The organism is Pseudomonas sp. MIACH (assembly GCF_001269925.1).
Classification (GTDB): domain Bacteria; phylum Pseudomonadota; class Gammaproteobacteria; order Pseudomonadales; family Pseudomonadaceae; genus Aquipseudomonas.
Genome location: NZ_LHVO01000053.1, coordinates 261500 through 283257, shown reverse-complemented (window position 1 = coordinate 283257; position 21758 = coordinate 261500). Strand labels below are relative to the sequence as shown.

Genomic DNA, 21758 nt, shown 5'->3' with positions numbered 1-21758 from the left:
GATGGGCTTATCAGGTATGAGGCGGGGGCGAGCGCAGAAGTTCTATCTGAATGCATGTGGGCCAAATGTGGGAGGGGGCAAGCCCTAGTTATGGCTTTTTGTAGGAGCGAGCTTGCTCGCGAAAAACTCACAGGCGCCGCGTTCATTCAGGAAGCACGCGTTATCGTTGACGTTTTTCGCGAGCAAGCTCGCTCCTACAGGAGGCGAAGTACGCTTAACTGACCGGCATTAGGGCAAGCCCCTTCCCACATTTGAATCCGGTTTCGTCAGGTGGAAGTCAGGTCACTTGCCTGGGGTCAGGGTCAACCTGGCCTTGCCATACACCTTCTCGAAGTTCTGCGGCTGCATCGGGAAGCTCAGGTATTGCGCCTTGAGCGACGGGTCGATGCCATTGGCGTAGTTCGGGCTGGCCGGGTTGCCGGATTGGCCTATGCCGCCCTGGCCCATCATCGGTTCGACCTGGCCGAAGTCGACGATCATGCGCAGTGCCGGCACCTGGGTGGTGTTGAAATCCTGGCCCCAGCTGTACGGTGCCGGGTTCAAGGTGTTGTGGTCGCCACCGGACGCCAGTGGGCCGCGAATCACTTGGCCGCTGGTGTTTTTCCAAGTGGTGTTGTGCAACTTGCCCCACTGCCAGGCTTTGTGGTCGGCGCCCAGTTGGTTGTCGCCGGCGGTGATCGCGGCGGCGAGGCTGCGGGCGAGGATGGCGGGTTTGTCTTCTTTTTGCGCGGTGCGCACGTCGTCCCAGAATGGGCTGTCTTCGCGGCCCAGCAGGTGATCGGCCTGGGCGGCATAGGACAGGTTGGCGTTGCTGACAAAGGCTTTCCAGCTGGCGCTGTTGTCCGGGCCCAGCTCGTCGAGGAAGATCTGCCGGGTGCTTTCCTGCAGGAACAGCTCGTAGAGCGCCGCGTCGGCGGAGGTCGACACCAGGCGCCCATCGAACGCCATCAGGCGCTTCAGTGCTTCCCGTGCCTTGGCCTGCTCGGGCGCCGGCAACGCATCAATCGCCTGCCTCAATGGCTGGGCCATGCCCGGCGCCTGGAACATGGTCTTGAGCTTGGCGGCGAAGGTGGTGGTCTGGTCGTACTGCATGGCGATCATGCTGCGGCTGTCGTGCTTGCCCGCATTGGCCAGTTGCGCCAGGCGCTCGCTGCGCTCCGGTGCATCCCAGGAGTTGGACAGCTGCATACCGTAGCCACGCGGTGCGGTGCGTTGGTTGGCGGTGCCGATCCAGCCTTGTGCCGGGTCCTGGTCATAGGGGTGCAGCATCGCGTCGGCGTAACCGTCCCAGTCAAAACGCGTATCCCAGCCCGGCGACGGCAACAGGCCTTCGCCTTCGCGGCGGTTAGGGAAGCGGCCGGTAACCTGCCAGCCAATGCTGCTGGCGTCGGCGAAGACCATGTTCAAGGCAATGGCGCGGATGTTGCGGGTCGCGTCCGAGGCCTTGCCGGCGTTTTGCGCGCGGGAGAGGTCGAAGAACGCGTCGAGGCTCTTGTCATCCTTGAAGTCGGCGGTTTGCAGGGCCAGGCCCAAGCCGGTGGTCAGCGCCTGGCTGCTGTTGAGCAGGGCGCCGTGGCGGGTTTCGTACACCACTTCGCGAATCGAGCGTTGGCCTTTGACGAAGAAGGTTTCGTTACGCACCGCTGCGGGTAGCCATTTTCCGTTGTTTTCGTAGTACAACGCGCTGCCTTGGCGTTTGACCTTTTCCAGGAACAGGTCCTGGGTATCGCCTTTGACCGTGCTCATGCTCCAGGCCACGTTACCGTTGAAACCGGACAACAGGGTCGGCAGGCCGGCAATCGAAGCGCCAACGGCCTGGTATTTCGGTGCACGGATCTGCACGTAGCTCCACGGCGACGGCGCTTGTGGCTGGGCGGCGAGGTCGCCGGCCAGCAGGCTTTTGCCGCTGCGGCTGCGTTGCGGGCCGATGGCCCAGTTGCTCGACGTGGTCACGGCCAATGAGTTGAGGCTGCTCAATTGCTGGCTGACCGCGTCAAGCCCGGCGAGGCCGGTGATCTGGCCCAGGTTCACGCCTTTGAGTTTCTCGGCTTCGGCCAGGGGGATCGGCTCATCCGGCGCGCTCGGCGTCAGCCAGGCGAGTTTGTCCACCCCGACCTTTTGCGCCAGCAGCAGCGACGCCAGTTCTTCCTGCAGGTTGGCCGACTCGCTGAAGTTCAGTAGGCAGAACAGCAGCGCCGAATCTTCCGGCTTCCAGTATTCCGGCTTGTAGCCGGTCTGGGCCAGGTCCGGTGGCAGTTTGTCACGGTAGCGGAACAGGTAGGCGTTGACGCCACGGGCATACACTTCAAAGAAGCGCTTGAGGCGCGGCGACGAGGCGTTATACAGCTCGCCGGCGCTTTTTTTCAGATTGACCGCGCGCATGAAGCGGTCCACATCCAGCACCTCAGGCCCGGACATTTCCGCCAGGCGGCCCTGAGCCAGCAGGCGCAGGGTGACCATCTGGGTGATGCGGTCACTGGCGTGTACATAACCGAGGCTGAACAGCGCGTCATGGAAGGTGTTGCTTTCGATCAGCGGCATGCCTTGGGCGTTGCGGCGTATCGAAACATTCTGTGCGAGGCCCTTGATCGGCTGTACGCCGGCAACGGGGGGCAGGGTGTCCTGGGTGCTCTGGAGCTGGCAACCGGCCAGGCTTAACGCACTGGCCACTGCCGCGGCAACGCCGAACCGGGGAAGAAAATGTGAGAGGGCTGGCGAGGCCATGGCAAAGCTCCTGCGGGGGGGTAGCGTCAGTAAAGGCGCTACGTTAGTGAGCGCGGTGAAACGACGCAAGCAGGAGTTTTGGCAAAACATTGGATCTTGAGTCTTATGCAGATCAAATGTGGGAGAGGCGGTGCGACTTCAGGTCAGGATTTAGGCGGATTGACCTTTTGGACTAATTCATACGCCCGAACCGTCGCTGGCCGTTCCTTGATGCTATTGAACCAGCGCTGAACGTGTGGGAAATCTTCCAGGCGCTGGCTCTGCCACTTGTGGGAAACGATCCACGGATAGATCGCCATATCGGCAATGCTGTAGTCCTCACCCGCGACGAACGCACGGTCCGCCAAACGTCGATCCAGCACTCCGTATAGACGGGCGGTTTCATCTACGTAGCGCTTGATCGCGTAGGGGATTTTCTCCGGTGCAAACTGGCTGAAATGATGGTTCTGACCCGCCATCGGCCCCAGCCCACCCATTTGCCAGAACAACCATTGCAGCGCTTCCTGGCGACCGCGCAGGTCTTTTGGAATGAACTGGCCGGTTTTTTCCGCGAGGTACAGCAGGATCGCGCCGGATTCAAACAGCGAGATCGGCGCGCCGCCGTCGCTCGGGTTCTGATCGACGATGGCCGGGATGCGGTTGTTGGGAGCAATCTTCAGGAAGTCCGGCTTGAACTGGTCGCCCTGGCCGATGTTGATCGGGTGCACGTTGTAGGGCAGACCGGCTTCTTCCAGGAACAGCGATACTTTGTGACCGTTGGGAGTGGTCCAGTAATACAGGTCGATCATGAAGCTCTCCAAAAAAGTGGTGATGCTTGAGCGAATGCCTGTAGGTATAGGTAAAGGTGGGAGGGTGGAAATTCAATCAAACATTTACGTCTACCCTTAGACGCTTTCGGTTTGGAATGCGATGCAGCTGTGGAAGGGAGCGAACTCCCTCACACACGTGGGCCTTCAGCGCGATTTACGCCCCGTGGCACTTCTTGAATTTCTTCTCGCTGCCGCATGGGCAAGGATCATTGCGGCCGACGTCCTTCAACGCATTGCGCACGGGCTCCTGGTGAGCGTGGCCGCAGTTCGGGCCGTGGACATGGCCGTGGTCGTGATCATGGTGATCGTGATCGTGGTTGCAGTCAGGACCATGGACATGGGGTTGCTGAGTCATCGATGTCGCTCCGGAATAAAATCGCCGGGGATTATCTCGCCATTGTGGTTCACCTGCACGTCATAACCGATGAATAATCCGGTTTTCAGCTCACCTTCCAGGCGATACGGCACGGGCTGGTCGGGTTTTTTCAGCAGTTGCACCACATCGCGGATCTGCGGCCAGAGATTGGTGCGCACCGACACCTTGAAAAATGCATGGCCGCGTGGCGGGACGGTGAGCCATTCATCCGACTCGCCCTCGGTCAGCACAAAATCATCCAGGGTGACCTTGTAGATCAGGCCGCGCACGGTCAGGTCGGAGTCGTCGCGGTTATCCACGCGAAAGTACAGCTTGAATTTCTGCTCCAGCAGCTTGGCCCGCACCACTTCGACTTTCACCAGGGAGACGTGGGGCGGGGGCGAATCGTCTTCGAACCAGGAGGCGCATCCGGTCAGGCCAAAGATTAACGCCAGCATCAAGCTGTAGATCCGAAGCATGGCGTGAGTCCTGTGGTGGTTAGAGGTAGCTGGAACAACACTTCTTGAATTTCTGCCCACTGCCGCACAGGCACGCATCGTTGCGTCCGGCTTTTACTTCCACGGTGGGGTCGATGAAGTACCAGCGCCCTTCATTCTGTACGAAAGAAGACTGCTCGCGGTGGCTATGTTCGCCGGTACTGTCATGCCAGCGTGCGGTGAAGGTCACGAAGGCATGTTCCGGCTGGCCGCCGAACACCTCGGAACTTTCAACCTCCAGGCCCAGCCAGGTGCTTTGTGCGCTCCAGGCGCCGATGGCCTCACGGTCCAGGCCGGCCTGTTGCGCGGGCAACGTAGTGGCGACCAGATAGTCCACCAGGCCCAGCACATAAGCGCTGTAGCGTGAGCGCATCAGGGCGCTGGCGCAGGGGGCCGGGTGCCCGGCGTGATAATGGCCGCAGCAGGCATCCAGCAGGTTGCCACTGCCGCAGGGGCAAATGGATGTACTCATTGGGTTACCACCAATACACGTTCTGTTAGACGTAACAATAGCTAAGCCTTGGTATTACCACAGACGCAGCCGTTGACAGCTTATGACCTGATACTACAGAGGATCGCAGCGGAACTCGACGGCCAGCGGGTGCGAGGGACAGCCGAGCGAGCATTCATTCGTTGAGGCACTTCCTGGCTGGCTCGCGCAGAGCCGCTTGAGGTTCCATTGGGTCTACCGCAAGAATAGGTGAATTAACCTACTTGCCAAATAAAAACCCATTAGGTTAATTTCTGCATGGAGAAAAACGCGCCTCACTGCAAGCTGACCAACGTCAAGGCCCTAGTCGAATCTGGGAAGGTACGCACCACGAATGCTGCACGAATCGGCGCCGATGCTCTTAACCTCAACCTCTCCGAGATGCTGGCCGTGATACTGGCTCTTAAACCAACGGACTTTTACAAAAGCATGACCACCTACGCCGACCACACGCTATGGCAAGACGTGTACCGGCCACACACGAAGGCGGGGAAGGTCTATCTGAAACTCACGGTTATCGAAGACGTACTGATCGTGTCCTTCAAGGAGCTATGAACATGAAATGCCCTGTTTGCGGCGCTGCGGACTTGGTCCATGACACCCGCGACATACCCTATTCCTACAAAGGTGAAACCACTGTGGTTGCGAATGTGACGGGTGAGTTCTGCCCGTCCTGCTCCGAATCGATCCTGGATTTGGTTGAATCGGATCGTGTCATGAAGGCGATGCGCGCCTTCTCAAAACGGGTCAATGCGGATTTCGTAGACCCCGGCTTTATCGCTACGGTACGTAAGAAGCTTTCGTTGGACCAACGGGAAGCCGCCGAGATATTCGGTGGCGGGGTCAACGCCTTTTCTCGCTATGAGAATGGAAAAACCAAGCCACCGCTGGCACTCATAAAACTTCTCAAGTTGCTCGATCGTCACCCTGAGTTACTTAATGAAGTCCGAACGGCGTAGGGCGCTTGGAATCGATGTACTCACCCGCTTACCACCAATACTTTCCAAAGTTTTCCGGGTTGGCCCAGAAACGGGCGTTGAGCCAGTCCGGCACCTGTTTATAGTCAAGCAGATCGTAGGTAAACAGCGTCAGGACCTGTTCATCGCGCTGGAAACGCTCACCGGCCTGCAGGGCCAGGGAGAAGAAGTCGGTTTCCTTCCAGCCGCAGGCGCCCAGGTCCACCAGCACCGCAATGCGGCTGGCGTTTAGGTTGCGGATGCCGCCGAGCAAGGTCAGGCCTTGGGGTTTTGGCAGGTGCTCCAGGCAATCGACCACCAGCGCCAGGTCAAAACGCTGGGCCGCCAGTGCTTGCGGCAAGGGGCCTGGCGCAGCGCAGAACACCTGGGTGTCAGGGTGTGCGTCCTTAAAGGCGTCCAGCGCCGGGAACTGGCTGGCACCCAACAGCAACAGGCGTTTGGGCTGGTGCAGATCGAGCAAGGCGGCCAGCGCTTGCTGGGGTGTACGGGCAGAAATACCAGCGGTCATCAGAGATCCTCACATCAGGACCATAGAGACTAGCGCGGCTGAGCGTGCGGGCCTAGAGCGGGCGGCTGCGAAAAGTCCGACGTCGGCGGCGATCCTCAATGAATACGGGGGCGTAGCGTAGTGGCACAGTTGAAAAGAGCGGTCTTTACTCCACCCGTCGGCCCCCGCCGATCCCCTCAGGAGAAAGTCAGATGAGCATCATGCGGACAGCTCTACCCTTGGTTCTGCTAACCGGAGTATTGACAGGTTGCGCAGGCTTGCAAAAAACCGATTGGCCTACCTGCGCCGCTGTTGGCGGTGTGACCGGTGCGGCGATCGGTGCGACTGAAAGCTCAGCCTATGCGGGCTATGGCGCGCTGTTGATCGGCGGTATGGCCGGCGCCTATTGCTGGGTGCATGGCGATGGCGACGAAGACGGTGATGGCGTGCCCGACAGCCGCGATAAGTGCCCGGGTACTCCGAAAGGCGTACAGGTCGACGCCAACGGTTGCCCACCGGCGCCGCCAGCCGCGGCGGTGGTTGAGGAGGTGGTTGTGGTCAAGGAAGAAACCATCGTGATTCGCGATGTGCACTTCCAGTTCGACTCAGCCAAGTTGACGGCGGCGGATAAAACCAAACTCGACACCATTGCCACGCGCCTGAAACGAGAGGCGCCGAGCGCCCAACTGCGGGTCAGCGGCCACACCGACAGCGTCGGTAAAGACGCCTACAACCAGAAACTCTCGGAAAAACGTGCGCATTCGGTCACCGATTACCTGATCAGCGCCGGCGTGCCTCGCAGTGCCTTTGTGTCTGTCACCGGTGCGGGCGAAAGCCATCCGGTCGCCGACAATAAGACCGCTGAAGGCCGCGCCTTGAACCGTCGTACGGAAATCCAGATCAACCGCTGACAGCCCTTGCCCCTGTGGGATCCACAGGGGCATTGCCGGCAATCCTCGCTTAAATCGCAGCCCTCTCAAGTTTTTTGAACCTTCACTGGCAAATCGCCTGTAGAAGTCGTTACTGTGCGTCCAAAGAAAAATTTGAAAACACTCAGGAGCCCCATGATGCGTAAGGTTTTTCTGTTGGCCCTGTTGGTCAGCCCCGTTGCCCTGGCCCAGAGCGTCAGTGTTGAAACCAACTCATTGATGCGCCTTCCCTCCAGCACCAGTGTGTTGCAACTGGAGCGCCTGGAGGTGGCGGACTACGGCACCTTGCTGATTCCGGCCACCATCAGCCAGGTCACCGTCGATGAGCTGCACCTGGGCCGCGACGCACGCATCACCGTGGTCCCCGGCAATACGGCGCTGCAATTGCAGGTGCGGCATGCGCAACTTGAGCATGGCAGCCAGATCACCTCGCGCGGTGCCCCCGGCACCCATGAAAAACCGGCCAAGGCCGGGCGTGACCTGACCTTGCGCATCAACTCGCTGACGGCTGAAGAACTGTCGGTGGATGCCCGTGGCGGCGCGGGTGCCCAAGGGTATGCCGGGCTGGATGGTGCCAATGGCGTGGATCCTGGGTGCACCTGGGGTTCGGCGGGGCGCGGTTTTAATGGCGATAACGGCGGCGATGGCTTGCCGGGTGGGGCGGGCGCGCAGGTCCGCGTGGAGTTGCCGAAGGACTTCCCGGCTGAACACATCAAGGTCTGGGTGGATGGCGGTGCTGGCGGTTTGGCCGGTACGGCCGGTAAACCGGGCAAAGGCGGGGAGTCCAAAGGCTGCCTGGTGTACCGCGCCGATGGTGGCGAGAAGGGCCGGCCAGGGTTGGAAGGGCAGCCGGGGCCAGCTGGGCCTGCGGGTACCGTGACTATTCAGCGACTCTAAAAAGCCGCAGTCACAAGCTGCAAGCTTCAAGCTTGCAGCTTGTGACTGTGCTCAGAACATCGGCCGAGCCGAAGCAATCGCCACCACCAGCAACCCCACGATCAGATTAATCCCTACCAACTTGCGAATCTGTCCCAGCGCAGCGGCACCCGCCGGCCAGTCCTCTGCTGCCACCGCCGCCTTCAGTTGCGGAAACTTCAACGCCTGGATACGGATAAACAGCGCCGTCATCACCAGATACAAGCCCATCATCACCTGCACATAACGCGGTGCGGTTTCAAACCCGTTGAAGCGCAGTTGCAGCAGGCCGACACCGCTGATCGGCAAAACCAGCACCGCTACCCAGACCCACACGAAAAAACGTTGAAACACATTTGCCCACAGCTTGAGTCGGGCAGGGCCCTCAAGGGCCGCCACAGCGGCTGGGCGCAGGATCATCCAGGCGAAAAACATACCGCCGACCCAGATCAGGGCGGCCAATACATGCAGGGTGTAAGCGAGGCTAAACGCGGTCATTGTGGTACTCCGTTCTGCGCGGGATTAATTAGCGGGGTATGATAGCGGCCGAACCGAACCACTGAAAATTTATCCAGCGTTTTTGCGCCCGACTATCCATGATCAGCACTGAACTCAAAACCACGATCCAGGGCGCCTACACGCGTTTTCTCGAAGCCAAGAGCTTGAAACCGCGCTACGGCCAGCGCCTGATGATCGCCGAAGTGGCCAAGGTCCTCGGAGATATCGACACCGACGACGAAGGCCGCCGCGAAGGTGAGCCCGCCGTCGTGGCCGTCGAAGCCGGCACCGGTACCGGCAAGACCGTGGCCTACAGCCTGGCTGCGATCCCGACCGCCAAGGCTGCCGGCAAGCGCCTGGTGATCGCCACCGCCACTGTCGCCCTGCAGGAGCAGATCGTCTACAAAGACCTGCCCGATCTGATGCGCAACAGCGGCCTGAACTTCACCTTCGCCCTGGCCAAGGGTCGTGGCCGCTACATGTGCCTGTCCAAGCTCGATGTGCTGCTGCAGGAAGGCCATGCGCAAACCGCCACGGCGTCGCTGTTCGAAGAAGAAGGCTTCAAGATCGAGGTGGATGAGGTCAGCCAGAAGCTGTTCACCAGCATGATCGAGAAGCTGGCCGGCAATAAATGGGACGGCGACCGCGACAGCTGGCCCACCGCCCTCGAAGACGCCGACTGGGCACGCCTGACCACCGACCACAGCCAGTGCACCAACCGCCATTGCCCGAACTTCGGCCAGTGCGCCTTCTACAAGGCCCGCGAAGGCATGGGCAAGGTCGACGTGATCGTCACCAACCACGACATGGTCCTGGCCGACCTGGCCCTGGGCGGCGGCGCTGTGCTGCCGGACCCGCGTGACACCCTCTATGTATTCGACGAAGGCCATCACCTGCCCGACAAGGCTATCGGCCACTTCGCCCACTACACGCGCCTGCGCTCCACCGCCGACTGGCTGGAGACCACCGCGAAGAATCTGACCAAGTTGCTCGCCCAGCACCCGCTGCCGGGCGATTTGGGCAAACTGATCGAACAGGTGCCGGAGCTGGCGCGGGAGATCAAGACCCAGCAACAGTTCATGTTCAGCGCCTGTGAACAGGTGGCCGACTTCAAGCCCGGTGAAGATGTGGAAGGCCGTGAGCGCCCGCGCCACCGCTTTGTCGGTGGGATGATCCCCGAGCATATGCGCGAGATGGGCATTGAGCTGAAGAAAGGCTTTTCCCGTCTCACCGACCTGTTCACCCGCCTGACCGACCTGCTCAAGGAAGGCATGGACGGCGAGGTCAACATCGGCATCGCCAGCAACCAGGCCGAGGAATGGTACCCGCTGTTCGGCAGCCTGTTGTCCCGTTCCCAGGGCAACTGGGAGCTGTGGACGGCGTTTACCGTCGAAGACCCGGAAGACAACCCACCCATGGCCCGCTGGCTGACATTGTCGGAAAGCGGCGCGCTGTTTGATATCGAGGTCAACGCCAGCCCGATCCTTGCCGCCGAAATGCTCCGCCGCAACCTGTGGAACGTGGCGTATGGCTGCCTGGTGACCTCCGCCACGCTGACCGCCCTGGGCACCTTCGATCGCTTCCGCATGCGTGCTGGCCTACCGAAAAAAGCCGTGACCGCCGTGGTCCCGAGCCCATTCCACCACGCTGATGCCGGTGTGCTGCGGGTGCCCGACCTCAAGGCCGATCCTCGGGACGCTCCGGCCCATACTGCCGCGATCATTCGTGACTTGCCCTCCCTGGTGGAAGGTTCGCGCGGCACCCTGGTGCTGTTCTCGTCACGCAAACAGATGCAGGACGTGTTCGACGGCCTCGACCGCGACTGGCGCAAACAGGTGTTTATCCAGGGCAACCTGTCCAAGCAGGAAACCCTGAACAAGCACAAGGCGCGGGTCGATGGCGGGGATTCCAGCGTGCTGTTCGGCCTGGCGAGTTTTGCCGAAGGCGTCGACTTGCCCGGGGCCTACTGCGAACACGTGGTGATCGCCAAGATCCCGTTCTCGGTGCCGGATGATCCGGTCGAGGCCGCATTGGCCGAATGGATCGAAGCGCGGGGCGGTAATCCGTTCATGGAAATCTCGGTGCCGGATGCTTCGTTGAAGCTGGTGCAGGCCTGCGGTCGCTTGCTGCGTACCGAGGAAGACCGGGGCACCATCACCTTGCTCGACCGCCGCCTGGTTACCCAGCGTTATGGCAAGGCGATCCTGAATGCGTTGCCGCCGTTCCGACGCGAAATTTCTTAGGTCACCGTGGGCGAATCCGCCCACCCCGTGGTCTATTTCACTGCTATCGATGTATGTCATCAGGCCATTCACCGGCCATTTGGGAGAACCTTGTTCGTATGATTCGCACGCTGCCCGCCCTTTTTGCCCTGCTGTTCACTGCGCCCTTGATGGCCGCACCCGCGGGGCAACAGACATTGTTCAACTTTGTGCGGCCTGCCGATGTGGTCAAGGTGGTGACCCAGGACGCCAGCCTGCCGCAATACAACGCCGAACAAACCCCCGAAGGCGAGGTGTTGCGTCGTATCACCTTCAACCCGGCCGCCGAGCCGAGCCTGGTGCTCAGCCCGCAGACCGGCGCCTGGGACTGGTCGCAGTCCGGCGCCATGAGCCTGCGTATCCAGAGCGCCATGGATTGGGCGCTGACCCTCTACGTCAAGGTGCAGAGCAGCGATGGCAAGACCCTGGTCAGCCGCATCGACCTGCCGGCCGGCCCGGCCCAAACCTTGCTGATCCCGCTGCAAGCCAACTCGCCGTTGAGCCAGGGCATGAAGGCCGGCCCGCCGATGCCGATCACCGTGGACGGCCAGCGTGTGTTGCTGGCCAGCAGCGCTGGCGAGATCGACCGTAGCCAGGTGGTCTCGGTGACCTTGTCGATGATCAAGCCCAACGCCGCGCAAAGCATCCTGCTGGAGCGCTTTGGTGTGCAGGACAGTGAGCCGGTATTGAAGGCCGCCTACAGTGAACTGGTGGATACGTATGGCCAATCCACCCGTGCCCGCTGGCCGGAAAAGGTCAGCAGTGACGAACAGCTCAAGACTGCCGCCGCAAAGGAGCAAACCCAACTGCAGGGCTGGCTGGCCGCGCGTGATAAATCTGCATTGGACAAGTTCGGCGGCTGGAACAAAGGGCCGGCGTTCAAGGCCAGTGGCTTTTTCCGCACCGAAAAGCGCGACGGTCGCTGGTACCTGGTGACCCCGGAAGGCCATCCGTTCTATTCCCTGGGCGTCAACACCGTTGCCCCGGACAACAGCCAGACCTATGTGGCCGGACGTGAGTGGATGTTTGCGGCGCTGCCAAAGGCCGGCGAACCCTTCGACAAATACTACGGCAGCAGCGATAACCGTACCGGCAACGGCGCAGGTGAAGGTCGCAGTTTTGGTGCCGGGCGTTGGTATGATTTTTACGCGGCCAACCTGCAGCGCACTTATGGCGGCGAAGGGTTTGATCAGAAACGTTGGGTAACCCATACCCTTGATCGCCTGCAAGCCTGGGGCTTCAACACCGTCGGCAACTGGAGTGACGAGGATTTGGCCGCGGCCGACCGCGTGCCGTACACCTTGCCGCTGTCGATCGTCGGCGACTACGCCAGCATCAGCACCGGCATCGACTGGTGGGGCGGCATGCCCGACCCATTCGATCCGCGCTTCGCCATGGCGACCGAGCGCGCGGTCGCCATTGCCGCCCGCGACCATCGCGATGACCCGTGGTTGATCGGCTTCTTTGCCGATAACGAACTGGCCTGGGCCGGCCCCGGCGATGATCCAAAATCCCGCTACGCCCTGGCCTACGGCACGTTGCGCATGACCACCGATGTACCGGCCAAGCGCGCGTTCCTCAAGCAATTGCGTGACAAGTACCGCAACGAGCAAGGCCTGTCGAAAGCCTGGGGCATTGACTTGGCAGGCTGGGAGTTGATGGAAGATCCGGGCTTCGAGCCGCCGATTCCCAACCCTGAGCATCCGGAAATCGAAGCTGACTTCAAGTACTTCCAGAAGACCTTCGCCGATGCCTACTTCAAGACCATCTCCGACTCACTGAAATGGCACGCACCCAACCAACTGCTGCTGGGTGGGCGTTATGCGGTGAGTACGCCGGAAGCCGTGGCGTCGTGTGCGCAGTATTGCGATGTGCTGAGCTTCAACATGTACACGCTCAAGCCCCAGGACGGCTACGACTTTGCCGCACTGCGCGCACTGGACAAACCGGTGTTGATCACTGAATTCAACTTCGGCTCTGCGGACCGTGGCCCGTTCTGGGGGGGAGTGACCCCGTTGGCCAGGGAAGAAGATCGTGGCGCGGCATACGCCAACTTCCTCAAGCAAGCCATGAGCGAGCCGTCAATTGTCGGCGTGCATTGGTTTCAGTACCTGGACCAACCGGTGACCGGGCGTTTGCTGGACGGTGAAAACGGCCACTTCGGCCTGGTAGGCATCACCGACGTACCGTTCCAGGGCTTTGTCGACAGTGTGCGTAAAAGCAACCTGGCGGCGGTGGATCAACTGGGCAAGGAAGCGGAAAAGGCCAGGGCAGCCAGCACCGTTGGTGAAAGCGAAGTCGGCAAGCCTGGGCATGATGGCAAAGGCCCGGAGCAGGGCGCTGGACACGCCGGTGGGCATTCGGGAAATGGTCATTGATTCATCGTTGACGGGTTCACAAAACCGACAATGACTGGAACAATGTCGGCCACTTTTTACGGTGTTTTTCGAGGGGGCTGAGGTGCAGGTTCAGGGTCATTACGAGCTCCAGTTCGAAGCGGTGCGTGAAGCGTTCGCCGCGTTGTTCGATGACCCGCAGGAGCGTGGCGCCGGGCTCTGCATCCAGATCGGCGGCGAAACCGTCGTCGACCTGTGGGCCGGCACTGCCGACAAGGACGGCGCCGAAGCCTGGCACAGCGACACCATCGTTAATCTGTTTTCCTGCACCAAGACCTTCACCGCCGTCACGGCCCTGCAACTGGTGGCCGAAGGCAAGTTGCAGTTGGACGCCCCAGTGGCCAAGTACTGGCCTGAGTTCGCCGCAGCCGGCAAGGAAAGCATCACCCTGCGCCAGTTGCTGTGCCACCAGGCCGGATTGCCGGCGATCCGCGAAATGCTGCCCGCCGAAGCCCTGTATGACTGGCAACTGATGGTCGACACCCTGGCGGCCGAAGCCCCGTGGTGGACCCCCGGCCAGGGCCATGGCTACGAGGCGATCACCTACGGTTGGCTGATCGGCGAATTGCTGCGCCGTGCCGATGGACGTGGGCCGGGTGAGTCCATCGTGGCGCGGGTGGCGCGGCCGCTGGGGCTGGACTTCCATGTGGGCCTGGCAGATGAAGAGTTTTATCGTGTTGCACATATAGCTCGTAGCAAAGGCAATATGGGCGATGAAGCCGCACAACGTTTACTGCAAGTTATGATGCGTGAACCCACTGCCATGACCACGCGGGCATTTGCCAATCCACCGTCTATTCTCACCAGTACTAACAAACCTGAATGGCGGCGCATGCAGCAGCCAGCGGCAAATGGTCACGGTAATGCGCGCAGCCTGGCCGGGTTTTATAGTGGTTTGTTGGACGGTAGTTTGCTGGAAGCCGACATGCTCGAACAATTGACCCGGGAACACAGTATCGGGCCGGATAAAACATTATTGACCCAAACCCGCTTCGGCCTGGGCTGCATGTTGGATCAACCACACTTGCCCAATGCCACATTTGGGCTTGCCCCGCGTGCTTTCGGGCACCCTGGCGCCGGCGGTTCGGTGGGTTTTGCCGATCCTGAGCATGATGTAGCGTTTGGTTTCGTGACTAATACATTGGGACCTTATGTACTAATGGACCCGCGTGCACAGAAGTTGGTCGGAATATTGGCCGGTTGTCTGTAAACCCCTTGCTGTTTCACATTTTTTTGTTACAAAGGCAACTATAAGAAGGCGCTGAACGAAATTTGTAACTTTAAAGTTCTGTAAGCGTCTGTTTAACGGGTCATCCAGACCCCCGTTTCTTTCTCATTTTGTGGATATCTCATGTTATCGAACAAGTCCTTGGCACTGGCGCTGTGCCTCACTATTACTGGCTGCGCACAAACTCCACAAAATGATGCCGAAGGCGGGCATTGGTGGTCATTTGGATCTGATAAGGCTGTTACCAAGGACGCAGTGACCCAAACCGACGCCAAGCCGGATGCCAAGCCAGCTGCCGGCGCCAAGCCTGCCGCTCCGGTAGCCGCTGCCGCCGCGCCAGCGCCGGCCGCCAAGGCTGACACCGGCTCCAGCTGGTGGCCGTTCTCCTCCAAGAGCGCCGACGAAAAGGCTGCTGATGCCAAGGCTGACCTGAAAGCCGACCTCAAGGCTGCAGAGCCTGCCCCTGCGGTCGCCAAGACCGACACCGAGACCCACTGGTGGTGGCCGTTCGAAAGCAAACCCAAGCCATTGGCCAAGGTCGACGTGACCAATGTGCCGATGCCTGACCCGAAAATCACCCAGGCCTGGTTGGACGACTATGAGCCGCGCCTGCGCGCCGCCATCAAGGACAGCAACCTGCAACTGGAGCGTCGCGACAACGTGCTCGTCGTGATTGCCCCGGTCGACGGCTCCTACAACCCGAAACGCCCGGCGATGCTGCTGCCGGTTACCCTGGGTCCGTTCACTCGCGTTGCCAAGGCGGTTGAAGCCGATCCAAAAACCGCCGTGCTGGTGCTGGGTCACGTGGATGCCACCGGTACCGCGCCTGCCAGCCAGGCGTTGACCAAGGAACGCGCGCAGTCCATTGCCTCGATCTTCAGCCTCAGCGGCTTGAAGCAGGACCGCCTGATGCTGCGTGGCATGGGTGACCTGATGCCGCGTGCCGCCAACGACAGCACACAGGGCCGTGCCTTGAACCGTCGTATGGAAATCATGTTCACCCAGCGCACTACCATGCTGGCGCTGTTGAGCAAGTATCAATCGGGCAAGACCCCACCTGCAGCCGAAATGGTTGCGGTGCAGAACGTTCCAGCCCCGGCTCCGGCCGCCAAGGCCCCGGCTAAAAAGGCACCCGCCGCTAAAAAAGCGGCTGCCAAGCCAGCGGCTAAAAAAGCCCCGGCCAAGCCAGCTGCCAAGAAACCGGCCCCGGCCAAAGCCAAGGCGGCTACACCGGCTGCGACACCTGCTGCGAACGACCAGGCGAAAAACTGATCCGCTGAACCAGAAGGATAAAGCCGCATGACCCAGGCACTGGCCGATATGCGCCGTGACTACACTCGGGACGGTTTGAGCGAGGCCCAGGCCCCGAACGAGCCGTTTGCGTTGTTCCACCAGTGGTTTGCCGATGCGGTGAAGACCGAGCAACCGCCGGTGGAAGCCAATGCCATGACCTTGGCTACGGTCGACCAGGACGGTCGCCCGCACTGCCGTATCCTGCTGCTCAAAGGCCTGGATGCGCAGGGCTTTACCTTCTTCACCAACTATCAGAGCGCCAAGGGCGAGCAGCTCGCGGCGCGGCCGTTTGCGGCCATGACCTTCTTCTGGCCGACCCTGGAGCGCCAGGTGCGCATCGAGGGGCGGGTGGTCAAGGTCACCCCGGAAGAGTCGGATGCTTACTATCAGGTCCGTCCTCTGGGAAGTCGCCTGGGTGCATGGGCGTCTCCGCAGAGCAAGGTCATTCGTGACCGTGAAGAACTGCAAGATCTGCTCAAGGCCACCGAACAGCGTTTCAGCGATACCCAGCCTGACTGTCCCGAGCATTGGGGTGGCTATCGCCTGCTTCCCGAGCGCATCGAGTTCTGGCAAGGCCGCGCCAGCCGCCTGCACGATCGCCTGAACTACCGTCTGCAAGGGACCGACTGGGTCCGCGAGCGCCTGGCGCCCTGAGCAGCACCTTTCGTCACCTCACTTGAATGATGCCTGTCACGCTGAAGTCTCTGTTGAAGAGGCTTCAGGCGTGTACTGCTGTGCGGCGTCCTTTAACCAGTTGGCCAAATCGCCCCGTTTGATTTTCAAGGCGCGGGCCCTCTCCAACTGCTGCAGCATGAAGGTCCGTTTGAGTGGGTCATCACCCGCCATGGAGAGCGCCAGATCGCGGTCGCCCCAGCGTCTGATGCGCAGGTAAAGCCAGGCATGGAAGTACAGGCCGGCGAGGGTGGTGACTACAATAATGAAATAATCCATGAAGTTCCTGAAGACAAGAAGAGTGCTACCGTTCGTCGATTTTCCTGGTGCGGGCTGTCTGTACTAGGGCTGAATGAAAGCAATTTTCTGCCCGGCTTGCCGTGACAGGCGTCAAGCTGCAGCGTTTAATGAATACCTGTCCTTTGGAGTTGATGCTATGCGTAAGTCTGTTTTACTGGTTGCCTGCTTTACCACCCTGTCGCTTCTGCTGGGCGGCTGCGCTTCGAGTCTGACCGGCGACTCGTACTCCCGTGATGAAGCGCGTCGCGTGCAGACCGTTCGCATGGGTACCATCGAATCCCTGCGTCCGGTGAAAATCGAAGGCACCAAGACCCCAATCGGCGGCGCTGCTGGCGCAGTCATCGGTGGTGTTGGCGGCAGCGCCATCGGCGGTGGTCGTGGCAGTATCGTGACTGCGGTGATCGGCGCCGTTGCCGGCGGCCTGCTGGGCTCGGCCACCGAAGAAGGCCTGACCCGCACCCAAGGCGTGGAAATCACCGTTCGCGAAGACGACGGCAGCATGCGCGCCTACGTACAAGCCGTGCAGGAAAATGAAATCTTCCGCATCGGTGATCGCGTACGCATCATGACGGTTGATGGCACCAGCCGCGTTACTCGCTGACCGGTAAGCCGCAGGCAAAAGAAAAACCCCAACCGGGTGACCGGTTGGGGTTTTTTGTGGGCTGCGTTTCAGTCGGCTCAGGCTTTTTTGCGACTCGCCATCGCCGTCACCACATACCCGATACATGCCGCAAGTATCGACCCGGTCAGAATCCCCATTCGATCCTCCCCGGCAAACTCACTGGCACCCGGCACAAACGCCAGGGAGCCGACAAACAGGCTCATGGTGAAGCCGATGCCGCACAGGATCGCCACACCGAAAACCTGGCCCCAATTGGCGCCGCTGGGCAGTGCGGCAAGGCCGGTCTTGATGGCGAGCCAGGTGAGACCGAACACGCCGACGGTCTTGCCGATCAGCAAGCCTGCGGCAATGCCCAGGGGCACATGGTGGGTGAAACTTTCCATGCTGACCCCGGTGAGTGACACACCGGCGTTGGCAAAGGCGAACAGCGGCAGAATGCCGTAGGCCACCCATGGGTGCAGGGCGTGTTCCAGCGTGAGCAGCGGCGAGGGTTCGGCGTTTTTGGTGCGCATTGGAATGCAGAACGCCAGGGTCACGCCGGCCAGGGTGGCGTGCACGCCGCTCTTGAGGACGCACACCCACAGGATCAGGCCGATGATCAGGTACGGCCCGAGCTTGATCACGCCCAGGCGGTTCATTGCAATCAAGGCAATCAAGCAGGCACCCGCGCCAGCCAGGGCTGCACCGGACAGATCGGCGGAATAGAACACTGCGATAACAATGATCGCGCCAAGGTCGTCGATGATGGCCAGGGTCATCAGGAACAGTTTCAACGACACGGGAACGCGCTTGCCCAGCAGTGCCAGGACGCCCAATGCGAAGGCGATGTCGGTGGCCATCGGGATTGCCCAGCCAGAGAGTGCGGCGGGGTAGTCCTTGTTGATCGCCCAGTAGATCAGCGCCGGCACCACCATACCGCCGATGGCGGCTGCGCCGGGCAGGACGACTTGCGAAGGCTTGGACAGGTGGCCGTCAAGCAGCTCGCGCTTGACCTCAAGGCCGATCAGCAGAAAGAACAGGGCCATCAGGCCATCGTTGATCCACAGCAGCGCGGGCTTGGCGATTTGCAGCGCGCCAATCTGGGCCACCACCGGCACGTCAAGAAACGCGCCGTACAGGTGCGACAACGGAGAGTTATTAATGATCAGCGCCAAGGCGGCAGCGGCGATCAACAACAGTCCGCTGGCGGCTTCCAGCTGGAAGAAACGGGTGAAAGTGCTACGCAGAGGCAAGGGATGCTCTCCAATCCAGGTTCAATAGGTGGGTACCCTAACCCGTACCGTTAGTTGTTAAAACAAAAGTTATATTCTTATTTGTTATAAGAGCAGCGGTACGGTGGCATTGCGCCAAAGCCTAGCAATTATGTGTCCAATTGAGTCTTCACTGTATCTGTGTGCAGTGTAGGAAACATCCTAAGATTGGCGCTGAAATCCTAAGAGATCCTCCTCATGAGTGACCACCGTCCCTGGGCCCGCGAAGCCATTCGCATCATTGAAGCGGACTTCCAGCGCAGCGCTGACACGCATCTGATCCCCTTACCGCTGCCGGGCCTGCCGGGTATCGAGTTGTACTTCAAGGATGAATCCAGCCACCCCACCGGCAGCCTGAAACATCGGCTGGCGCGTTCGCTGTTCTTGTATGCGCTGTGCAATGGCTGGCTCAAGCCGGGCGCGCCGGTTATTGAAGCATCCAGTGGGTCGACGGCAATTTCCGAAGCGTACTTTGCCCGGCTGCTCGGGGTGCCGTTCATTGCGGTGATGCCTGCCACGACGTCCCAGGAAAAGATCGCACAGATTGCGTTCTATGGCGGCAAGAGCCATCTGGTACAGGATCCGACGCAGATCTACGCCGAATCCGAACGTCTGGCGCAGGAAAGCGGCGGTCATTTCATGGATCAGTTCACCTATGCCGAGCGTGCCACCGACTGGCGGGCAAACAACAACATCGCCGAATCAATCTTCCAGCAGATGCGTTTCGAACAGCACCCGGAGCCGAGCTGGTTGATTTCCAGCCCCGGCACTGGCGGCACCACCGCCACGCTGGGCCGTTATGTGCGTTATCGCCAGCACTGCACCCGTGTGTTGTGTGCCGATGCCGAGCGCTCGGTATTTTTTGACTTTTACCAGAGTGGCGACGCCAGCCTGCGCCTGGACTGCGGTTCGCGCATCGAAGGCATTGGCCGGCCTCGGGTCGAGGCGTCGTTTCTGCCCAACGTGATCGATGCGATGGTCAAAGTGCCGGATGCGCTGTCGCTGGCGGCCATGCATTACTTGGCTGAGCGCTTGGGTCGGCGAGTCGGCGGTTCCAGTGGGACCAACCTGATTGGCGCTTTAGTGGCGGCGCAGCAGATGAAAGCGGCGGGGGAGTCGGGTTCGATCGTGGCGATCTTGTGCGATGGGGGCGAGCGGTATGCCACCACCTATTACGATCAGGCGTGGTTGGCGGGGCAGGGCTATGCGCTGGAGGGTTTGATCGCGGCCGTTGCGGCCAGTGTGGAGCAGGGCGAGCCATTACCAGCCAACATCCTGCGCGCTAATATTTGATACAACGCAAAACCAAATGAGGGAGGGGGCTTGTCCTCTCCCTCATTTAATTTGCGCTGTTCTCAGGCTTCGATGCCGAGCATATCCCGCGCCAACGCCTCGGCGATCCGGATCCCGTCAACACCCGCCGACAGAATCCCGCCCGCATAGCCAGCGCCTTCACCGGCCGGGAACAGGCCTTTCACGTTCAGGCTCTGCATCGATTCGTCGCGGGTAATCCGCAGCGGCGACGAAGTGCGCGTCTCGATACCGGTCAACACGGCATCGTGCAGCGAGTAGCCCTTGATCTGCTTCTCGAACGCCGGCAGTGCTTCGCGGATCGCTTCGATGGCGAAGTCCGGCAAGGCCAGGGCCAGGTCACCCAGGGCCACCCCTGGCTTGTAGGACGGTTCCACACTGCCGATCGCCGTGGACGGCTTACCGGCGATAAAGTCGCCGACCAACTGTGCCGGGGCTTCGTAGTTGCTGCCGCCGAGGATGTAGGCGTGGGACTCCAGGCGCTCCTGCAGCTCGATACCCGCCAGCGGGCCGCCTGGGTAATCCACTTCCGGCGTGATGCCGACCACGATGCCGGAGTTGGCATTGCGCTCGTTACGCGAGTACTGGCTCATGCCGTTGGTCACCACGCGGTTCGGCTCGGAGGTCGCTGCCACCACGGTGCCGCCCGGGCACATGCAGAAGCTGTAGACCGAACGACCGTTCTTGGCATGGTGCACCAGCTTGTAGTCGGCGGCGCCCAGCTTTGGGTGCCCGGCATATTTGCCCAGGCGCGCGGCGTCGATCAGCGATTGCGGGTGTTCGATCCGGAAACCCACCGAGAACGGCTTGGCTTCCATGTACACGCCACGGCCGTGGAGCATGCGGAAGGTGTCGCGGGCGCTGTGGCCGAGGGCCAGGATCACATGCTTGGAGAGGATCTGCTCACCACCGTCGATGACGACGCCATTCAACTGGCCGTCTTCGATCAGCACGTCGGTCACCCGTTGCTCGAAACGCACTTCACCGCCGAGCGCGATGATCTGCTCGCGCATGTTTTCCACCACGCCGGTCAGGCGGAAGGTGCCAATATGCGGCTTGCTGACGTAGAGGATTTCTTCCGGCGCGCCGGCCTTGACGAACTCGTGCAGGACTTTGCGACCGTGGAATTTCGGGTCCTTGATCTGGCTGTAGAGTTTGCCATCGGAGAAGGTTCCGGCGCCGCCCTCACCGAATTGCACGTTGGACTCAGGGTTGAGCACGCTTTTGCGCCACAGGCCCCAGGTGTCCTTGGTGCGCTGGCGCACTTCCTTGCCGCGTTCGAGGATGATCGGCTTGAAGCCCATCTGCGCCAGCAACAGCCCGGCGAAGATGCCGCACGGGCCAAAACCGACGACGACCGGCCGCTCGACCAAGCCTGCCGGGGCCTGGCCCACTACCTTGTAGCTGACGTCCGGCGCCGGGTTGACGTTGCGGTCATCGGCGAACTTGAGCAGCAGGGCGGCTTCACCCTTCACGTTCAGGTCGATGGTGTAGATGAAGCACAGCTCCGACGATTTCTTGCGCGCGTCGTAGCTGCGTTTGAACAGGGTGAAATCGAGCAGGTCATCACTGGCGATGCCCAGGCGCTGCACGATGGCAGGCCGCAGGTCTTCTTCGGGATGGTCGATGGGCAGCTTGAGTTCGGTGATTCGTAACATGACGGGATCCGGTAGGCGGCGGACAAAAAGGCCGGCTGTTTTGCAAACCGGCGATTATAAGCCTCAAAGGCGGTTTTCCGTCATGT

21 protein-coding genes are annotated in these 21758 nt (G+C 60.8%); 11 read left to right on the top strand and 10 right to left on the bottom strand.

The features are described from left to right. Window positions 1-282 precede the first annotated feature (282 nt). From AD670_RS21770 to AD670_RS21755, 5 genes are all read right to left on the bottom strand, one after another. Window positions 283-2724 (bottom strand): penicillin acylase family protein, encoded by a 2442-nt coding sequence (locus AD670_RS21770; RefSeq protein WP_053137171.1) that lies wholly within the window; start codon window positions 2722-2724, stop codon window positions 283-285. 143 nt (window positions 2725-2867) lie between these two features. After that, window positions 2868-3512, bottom strand: coding sequence for a glutathione S-transferase N-terminal domain-containing protein (locus AD670_RS21765; RefSeq protein ID WP_053137168.1), 645 nt, complete (start codon window positions 3510-3512; stop codon window positions 2868-2870). A 175-nt stretch (window positions 3513-3687) separates the two neighbouring features. Continuing rightward, complete coding sequence (locus AD670_RS31140) at window positions 3688-3888, bottom strand: SEC-C metal-binding domain-containing protein (protein WP_003189235.1); 201 nt, start codon at window positions 3886-3888, stop codon at window positions 3688-3690. Further along, the gene (locus AD670_RS21760) at window positions 3885-4367 is read right to left on the bottom strand and encodes an LEA type 2 family protein (protein WP_053137165.1); all 483 of its coding nucleotides are present in this window, start codon (window positions 4365-4367) and stop codon (window positions 3885-3887) included. The genes AD670_RS31140 and AD670_RS21760 overlap by 4 nt, the downstream gene beginning before the upstream one ends. A 19-nt stretch (window positions 4368-4386) precedes the next feature. Beyond that, window positions 4387-4857 carry a YchJ family protein gene (locus tag AD670_RS21755; protein WP_053137162.1) on the bottom strand — a complete coding sequence of 157 codons (471 nt, stop codon included), beginning with the start codon at window positions 4855-4857 and terminating at the stop codon, window positions 4387-4389. Between the two features lie 276 nt (window positions 4858-5133). Between AD670_RS21755 and AD670_RS21750 the strand changes: the two genes are divergently transcribed. Continuing rightward, window positions 5134-5430, top strand: coding sequence for a type II toxin-antitoxin system MqsR family toxin (locus AD670_RS21750; RefSeq protein ID WP_053137159.1), 297 nt, complete (start codon window positions 5134-5136; stop codon window positions 5428-5430). A 2-nt stretch (window positions 5431-5432) separates the two neighbouring features. Further along, a complete protein-coding gene (locus tag AD670_RS21745) occupies window positions 5433-5834 on the top strand; it encodes a type II toxin-antitoxin system MqsA family antitoxin (RefSeq protein WP_053137156.1) in 402 nt (133 codons plus the stop codon). Window positions 5835-5862: 28 nt separating this feature from the next. Here the strand turns inward: AD670_RS21745 and AD670_RS21740 are convergent, their stop codons facing one another. Beyond that, window positions 5863-6360, bottom strand: coding sequence for a DUF6231 family protein (locus tag AD670_RS21740; RefSeq protein ID WP_027604444.1), 498 nt, complete (start codon window positions 6358-6360; stop codon window positions 5863-5865). Window positions 6361-6551: 191 nt separating this feature from the next. On the opposite strand from AD670_RS21740, the gene AD670_RS21735 reads away from it, so the two are divergent. Together AD670_RS21735 and AD670_RS21730 are read left to right on the top strand one after the other, a co-directional pair. Beyond that, on the top strand, window positions 6552-7250 hold the full coding sequence (locus AD670_RS21735; protein WP_053137153.1) for an OmpA family protein: 699 nt from the start codon (window positions 6552-6554) through the stop codon (window positions 7248-7250). 156 nt (window positions 7251-7406) lie between these two features. Beyond that, complete coding sequence (locus AD670_RS21730) at window positions 7407-8165, top strand: hypothetical protein (RefSeq protein ID WP_053137150.1); 759 nt, start codon at window positions 7407-7409, stop codon at window positions 8163-8165. A 51-nt stretch (window positions 8166-8216) separates the two neighbouring features. Here the strand turns inward: AD670_RS21730 and AD670_RS21725 are convergent, their stop codons facing one another. Further along, window positions 8217-8681 (bottom strand): CopD family protein, encoded by a 465-nt coding sequence (locus tag AD670_RS21725; RefSeq protein WP_053137147.1) that lies wholly within the window; start codon window positions 8679-8681, stop codon window positions 8217-8219. Between the two features lie 98 nt (window positions 8682-8779). Between AD670_RS21725 and dinG the strand changes: the two genes are divergently transcribed. From dinG to pdxH, 5 genes are all read left to right on the top strand, one after another. Beyond that, window positions 8780-10924: an ATP-dependent DNA helicase DinG gene (gene dinG, locus AD670_RS21720; protein WP_027604440.1), complete on the top strand. Its 2145-nt coding sequence runs from the start codon at window positions 8780-8782 to the stop codon at window positions 10922-10924. Between the two features lie 98 nt (window positions 10925-11022). Then, window positions 11023-13320, top strand: a complete 2298-nt coding sequence (locus AD670_RS21715; protein ID WP_053137144.1) for a beta-galactosidase — start codon at window positions 11023-11025, stop codon at window positions 13318-13320. 82 nt (window positions 13321-13402) lie between these two features. After that, window positions 13403-14548: a serine hydrolase domain-containing protein gene (locus AD670_RS21710; protein WP_053137489.1), complete on the top strand. Its 1146-nt coding sequence runs from the start codon at window positions 13403-13405 to the stop codon at window positions 14546-14548. A gap of 141 nt (window positions 14549-14689) precedes the next feature. Then, the gene (locus AD670_RS21705) at window positions 14690-15838 is read left to right on the top strand and encodes an OmpA family protein (protein WP_053137141.1); all 1149 of its coding nucleotides are present in this window, start codon (window positions 14690-14692) and stop codon (window positions 15836-15838) included. 27 nt (window positions 15839-15865) lie between these two features. Beyond that, window positions 15866-16513, top strand: a complete 648-nt coding sequence (pdxH, locus tag AD670_RS21700) for a pyridoxamine 5'-phosphate oxidase (RefSeq protein WP_053137138.1) — start codon at window positions 15866-15868, stop codon at window positions 16511-16513. Between the two features lie 36 nt (window positions 16514-16549). On the opposite strand, the gene AD670_RS21695 is transcribed toward pdxH, so the two are convergent. Next, window positions 16550-16810 carry a hypothetical protein gene (locus tag AD670_RS21695; RefSeq protein ID WP_053137135.1) on the bottom strand — a complete coding sequence of 87 codons (261 nt, stop codon included), beginning with the start codon at window positions 16808-16810 and terminating at the stop codon, window positions 16550-16552. Between the two features lie 157 nt (window positions 16811-16967). Here AD670_RS21695 and AD670_RS21690 point away from each other — a divergent pair, with 157 nt between their 5' ends. Then, the gene (locus AD670_RS21690; RefSeq protein ID WP_003189251.1) at window positions 16968-17432 is read left to right on the top strand and encodes a glycine zipper 2TM domain-containing protein; all 465 of its coding nucleotides are present in this window, start codon (window positions 16968-16970) and stop codon (window positions 17430-17432) included. Window positions 17433-17509: 77 nt separating this feature from the next. Here AD670_RS21690 and nhaA read toward each other — a convergent pair whose 3' ends face one another. Further along, window positions 17510-18685 carry a Na+/H+ antiporter NhaA gene (nhaA, locus tag AD670_RS21685; protein ID WP_053137132.1) on the bottom strand — a complete coding sequence of 392 codons (1176 nt, stop codon included), beginning with the start codon at window positions 18683-18685 and terminating at the stop codon, window positions 17510-17512. 216 nt (window positions 18686-18901) lie between these two features. Here nhaA and AD670_RS21680 point away from each other — a divergent pair, with 216 nt between their 5' ends. Further along, on the top strand, window positions 18902-19996 hold the full coding sequence (locus tag AD670_RS21680; protein WP_053137128.1) for a PLP-dependent cysteine synthase family protein: 1095 nt from the start codon (window positions 18902-18904) through the stop codon (window positions 19994-19996). A 62-nt stretch (window positions 19997-20058) separates the two neighbouring features. Here AD670_RS21680 and AD670_RS21675 read toward each other — a convergent pair whose 3' ends face one another. After that, window positions 20059-21672: an NAD(P)/FAD-dependent oxidoreductase gene (locus AD670_RS21675; RefSeq protein WP_053137125.1), complete on the bottom strand. Its 1614-nt coding sequence runs from the start codon at window positions 21670-21672 to the stop codon at window positions 20059-20061. Window positions 21673-21758 lie beyond the last annotated feature (86 nt).

What these genes read in the sequence shown, in the direction of transcription:
- AD670_RS21770 (WP_053137171.1), bottom strand. Translation starts at nt 2,724, where the DNA reads ATGGCCTCGCCAGCCCTCTCACATTTTCTTCCCCGGTTCGGCGTTGCC.
- AD670_RS21765 (WP_053137168.1), bottom strand. Translation starts at nt 3,512, where the DNA reads ATGATCGACCTGTATTACTGGACCACTCCCAACGGTCACAAAGTATCG.
- AD670_RS31140 (WP_003189235.1), bottom strand. Translation starts at nt 3,888, where the DNA reads ATGACTCAGCAACCCCATGTCCATGGTCCTGACTGCAACCACGATCAC.
- AD670_RS21760 (WP_053137165.1), bottom strand. Translation starts at nt 4,367, where the DNA reads ATGCTTCGGATCTACAGCTTGATGCTGGCGTTAATCTTTGGCCTGACC.
- AD670_RS21755 (WP_053137162.1), bottom strand. Translation starts at nt 4,857, where the DNA reads ATGAGTACATCCATTTGCCCCTGCGGCAGTGGCAACCTGCTGGATGCC.
- AD670_RS21750 (WP_053137159.1), top strand. Translation starts at nt 5,134, where the DNA reads ATGGAGAAAAACGCGCCTCACTGCAAGCTGACCAACGTCAAGGCCCTA.
- AD670_RS21745 (WP_053137156.1), top strand. Translation starts at nt 5,433, where the DNA reads ATGAAATGCCCTGTTTGCGGCGCTGCGGACTTGGTCCATGACACCCGC.
- AD670_RS21740 (WP_027604444.1), bottom strand. Translation starts at nt 6,360, where the DNA reads ATGACCGCTGGTATTTCTGCCCGTACACCCCAGCAAGCGCTGGCCGCC.
- AD670_RS21735 (WP_053137153.1), top strand. Translation starts at nt 6,552, where the DNA reads ATGAGCATCATGCGGACAGCTCTACCCTTGGTTCTGCTAACCGGAGTA.
- AD670_RS21730 (WP_053137150.1), top strand. Translation starts at nt 7,407, where the DNA reads ATGCGTAAGGTTTTTCTGTTGGCCCTGTTGGTCAGCCCCGTTGCCCTG.
- AD670_RS21725 (WP_053137147.1), bottom strand. Translation starts at nt 8,681, where the DNA reads ATGACCGCGTTTAGCCTCGCTTACACCCTGCATGTATTGGCCGCCCTG.
- dinG (WP_027604440.1), top strand. Translation starts at nt 8,780, where the DNA reads ATGATCAGCACTGAACTCAAAACCACGATCCAGGGCGCCTACACGCGT.
- AD670_RS21715 (WP_053137144.1), top strand. Translation starts at nt 11,023, where the DNA reads ATGATTCGCACGCTGCCCGCCCTTTTTGCCCTGCTGTTCACTGCGCCC.
- AD670_RS21705 (WP_053137141.1), top strand. Translation starts at nt 14,690, where the DNA reads ATGTTATCGAACAAGTCCTTGGCACTGGCGCTGTGCCTCACTATTACT.
- pdxH (WP_053137138.1), top strand. Translation starts at nt 15,866, where the DNA reads ATGACCCAGGCACTGGCCGATATGCGCCGTGACTACACTCGGGACGGT.
- AD670_RS21695 (WP_053137135.1), bottom strand. Translation starts at nt 16,810, where the DNA reads ATGGATTATTTCATTATTGTAGTCACCACCCTCGCCGGCCTGTACTTC.
- AD670_RS21690 (WP_003189251.1), top strand. Translation starts at nt 16,968, where the DNA reads ATGCGTAAGTCTGTTTTACTGGTTGCCTGCTTTACCACCCTGTCGCTT.
- AD670_RS21680 (WP_053137128.1), top strand. Translation starts at nt 18,902, where the DNA reads ATGAGTGACCACCGTCCCTGGGCCCGCGAAGCCATTCGCATCATTGAA.
- AD670_RS21675 (WP_053137125.1), bottom strand. Translation starts at nt 21,672, where the DNA reads ATGTTACGAATCACCGAACTCAAGCTGCCCATCGACCATCCCGAAGAA.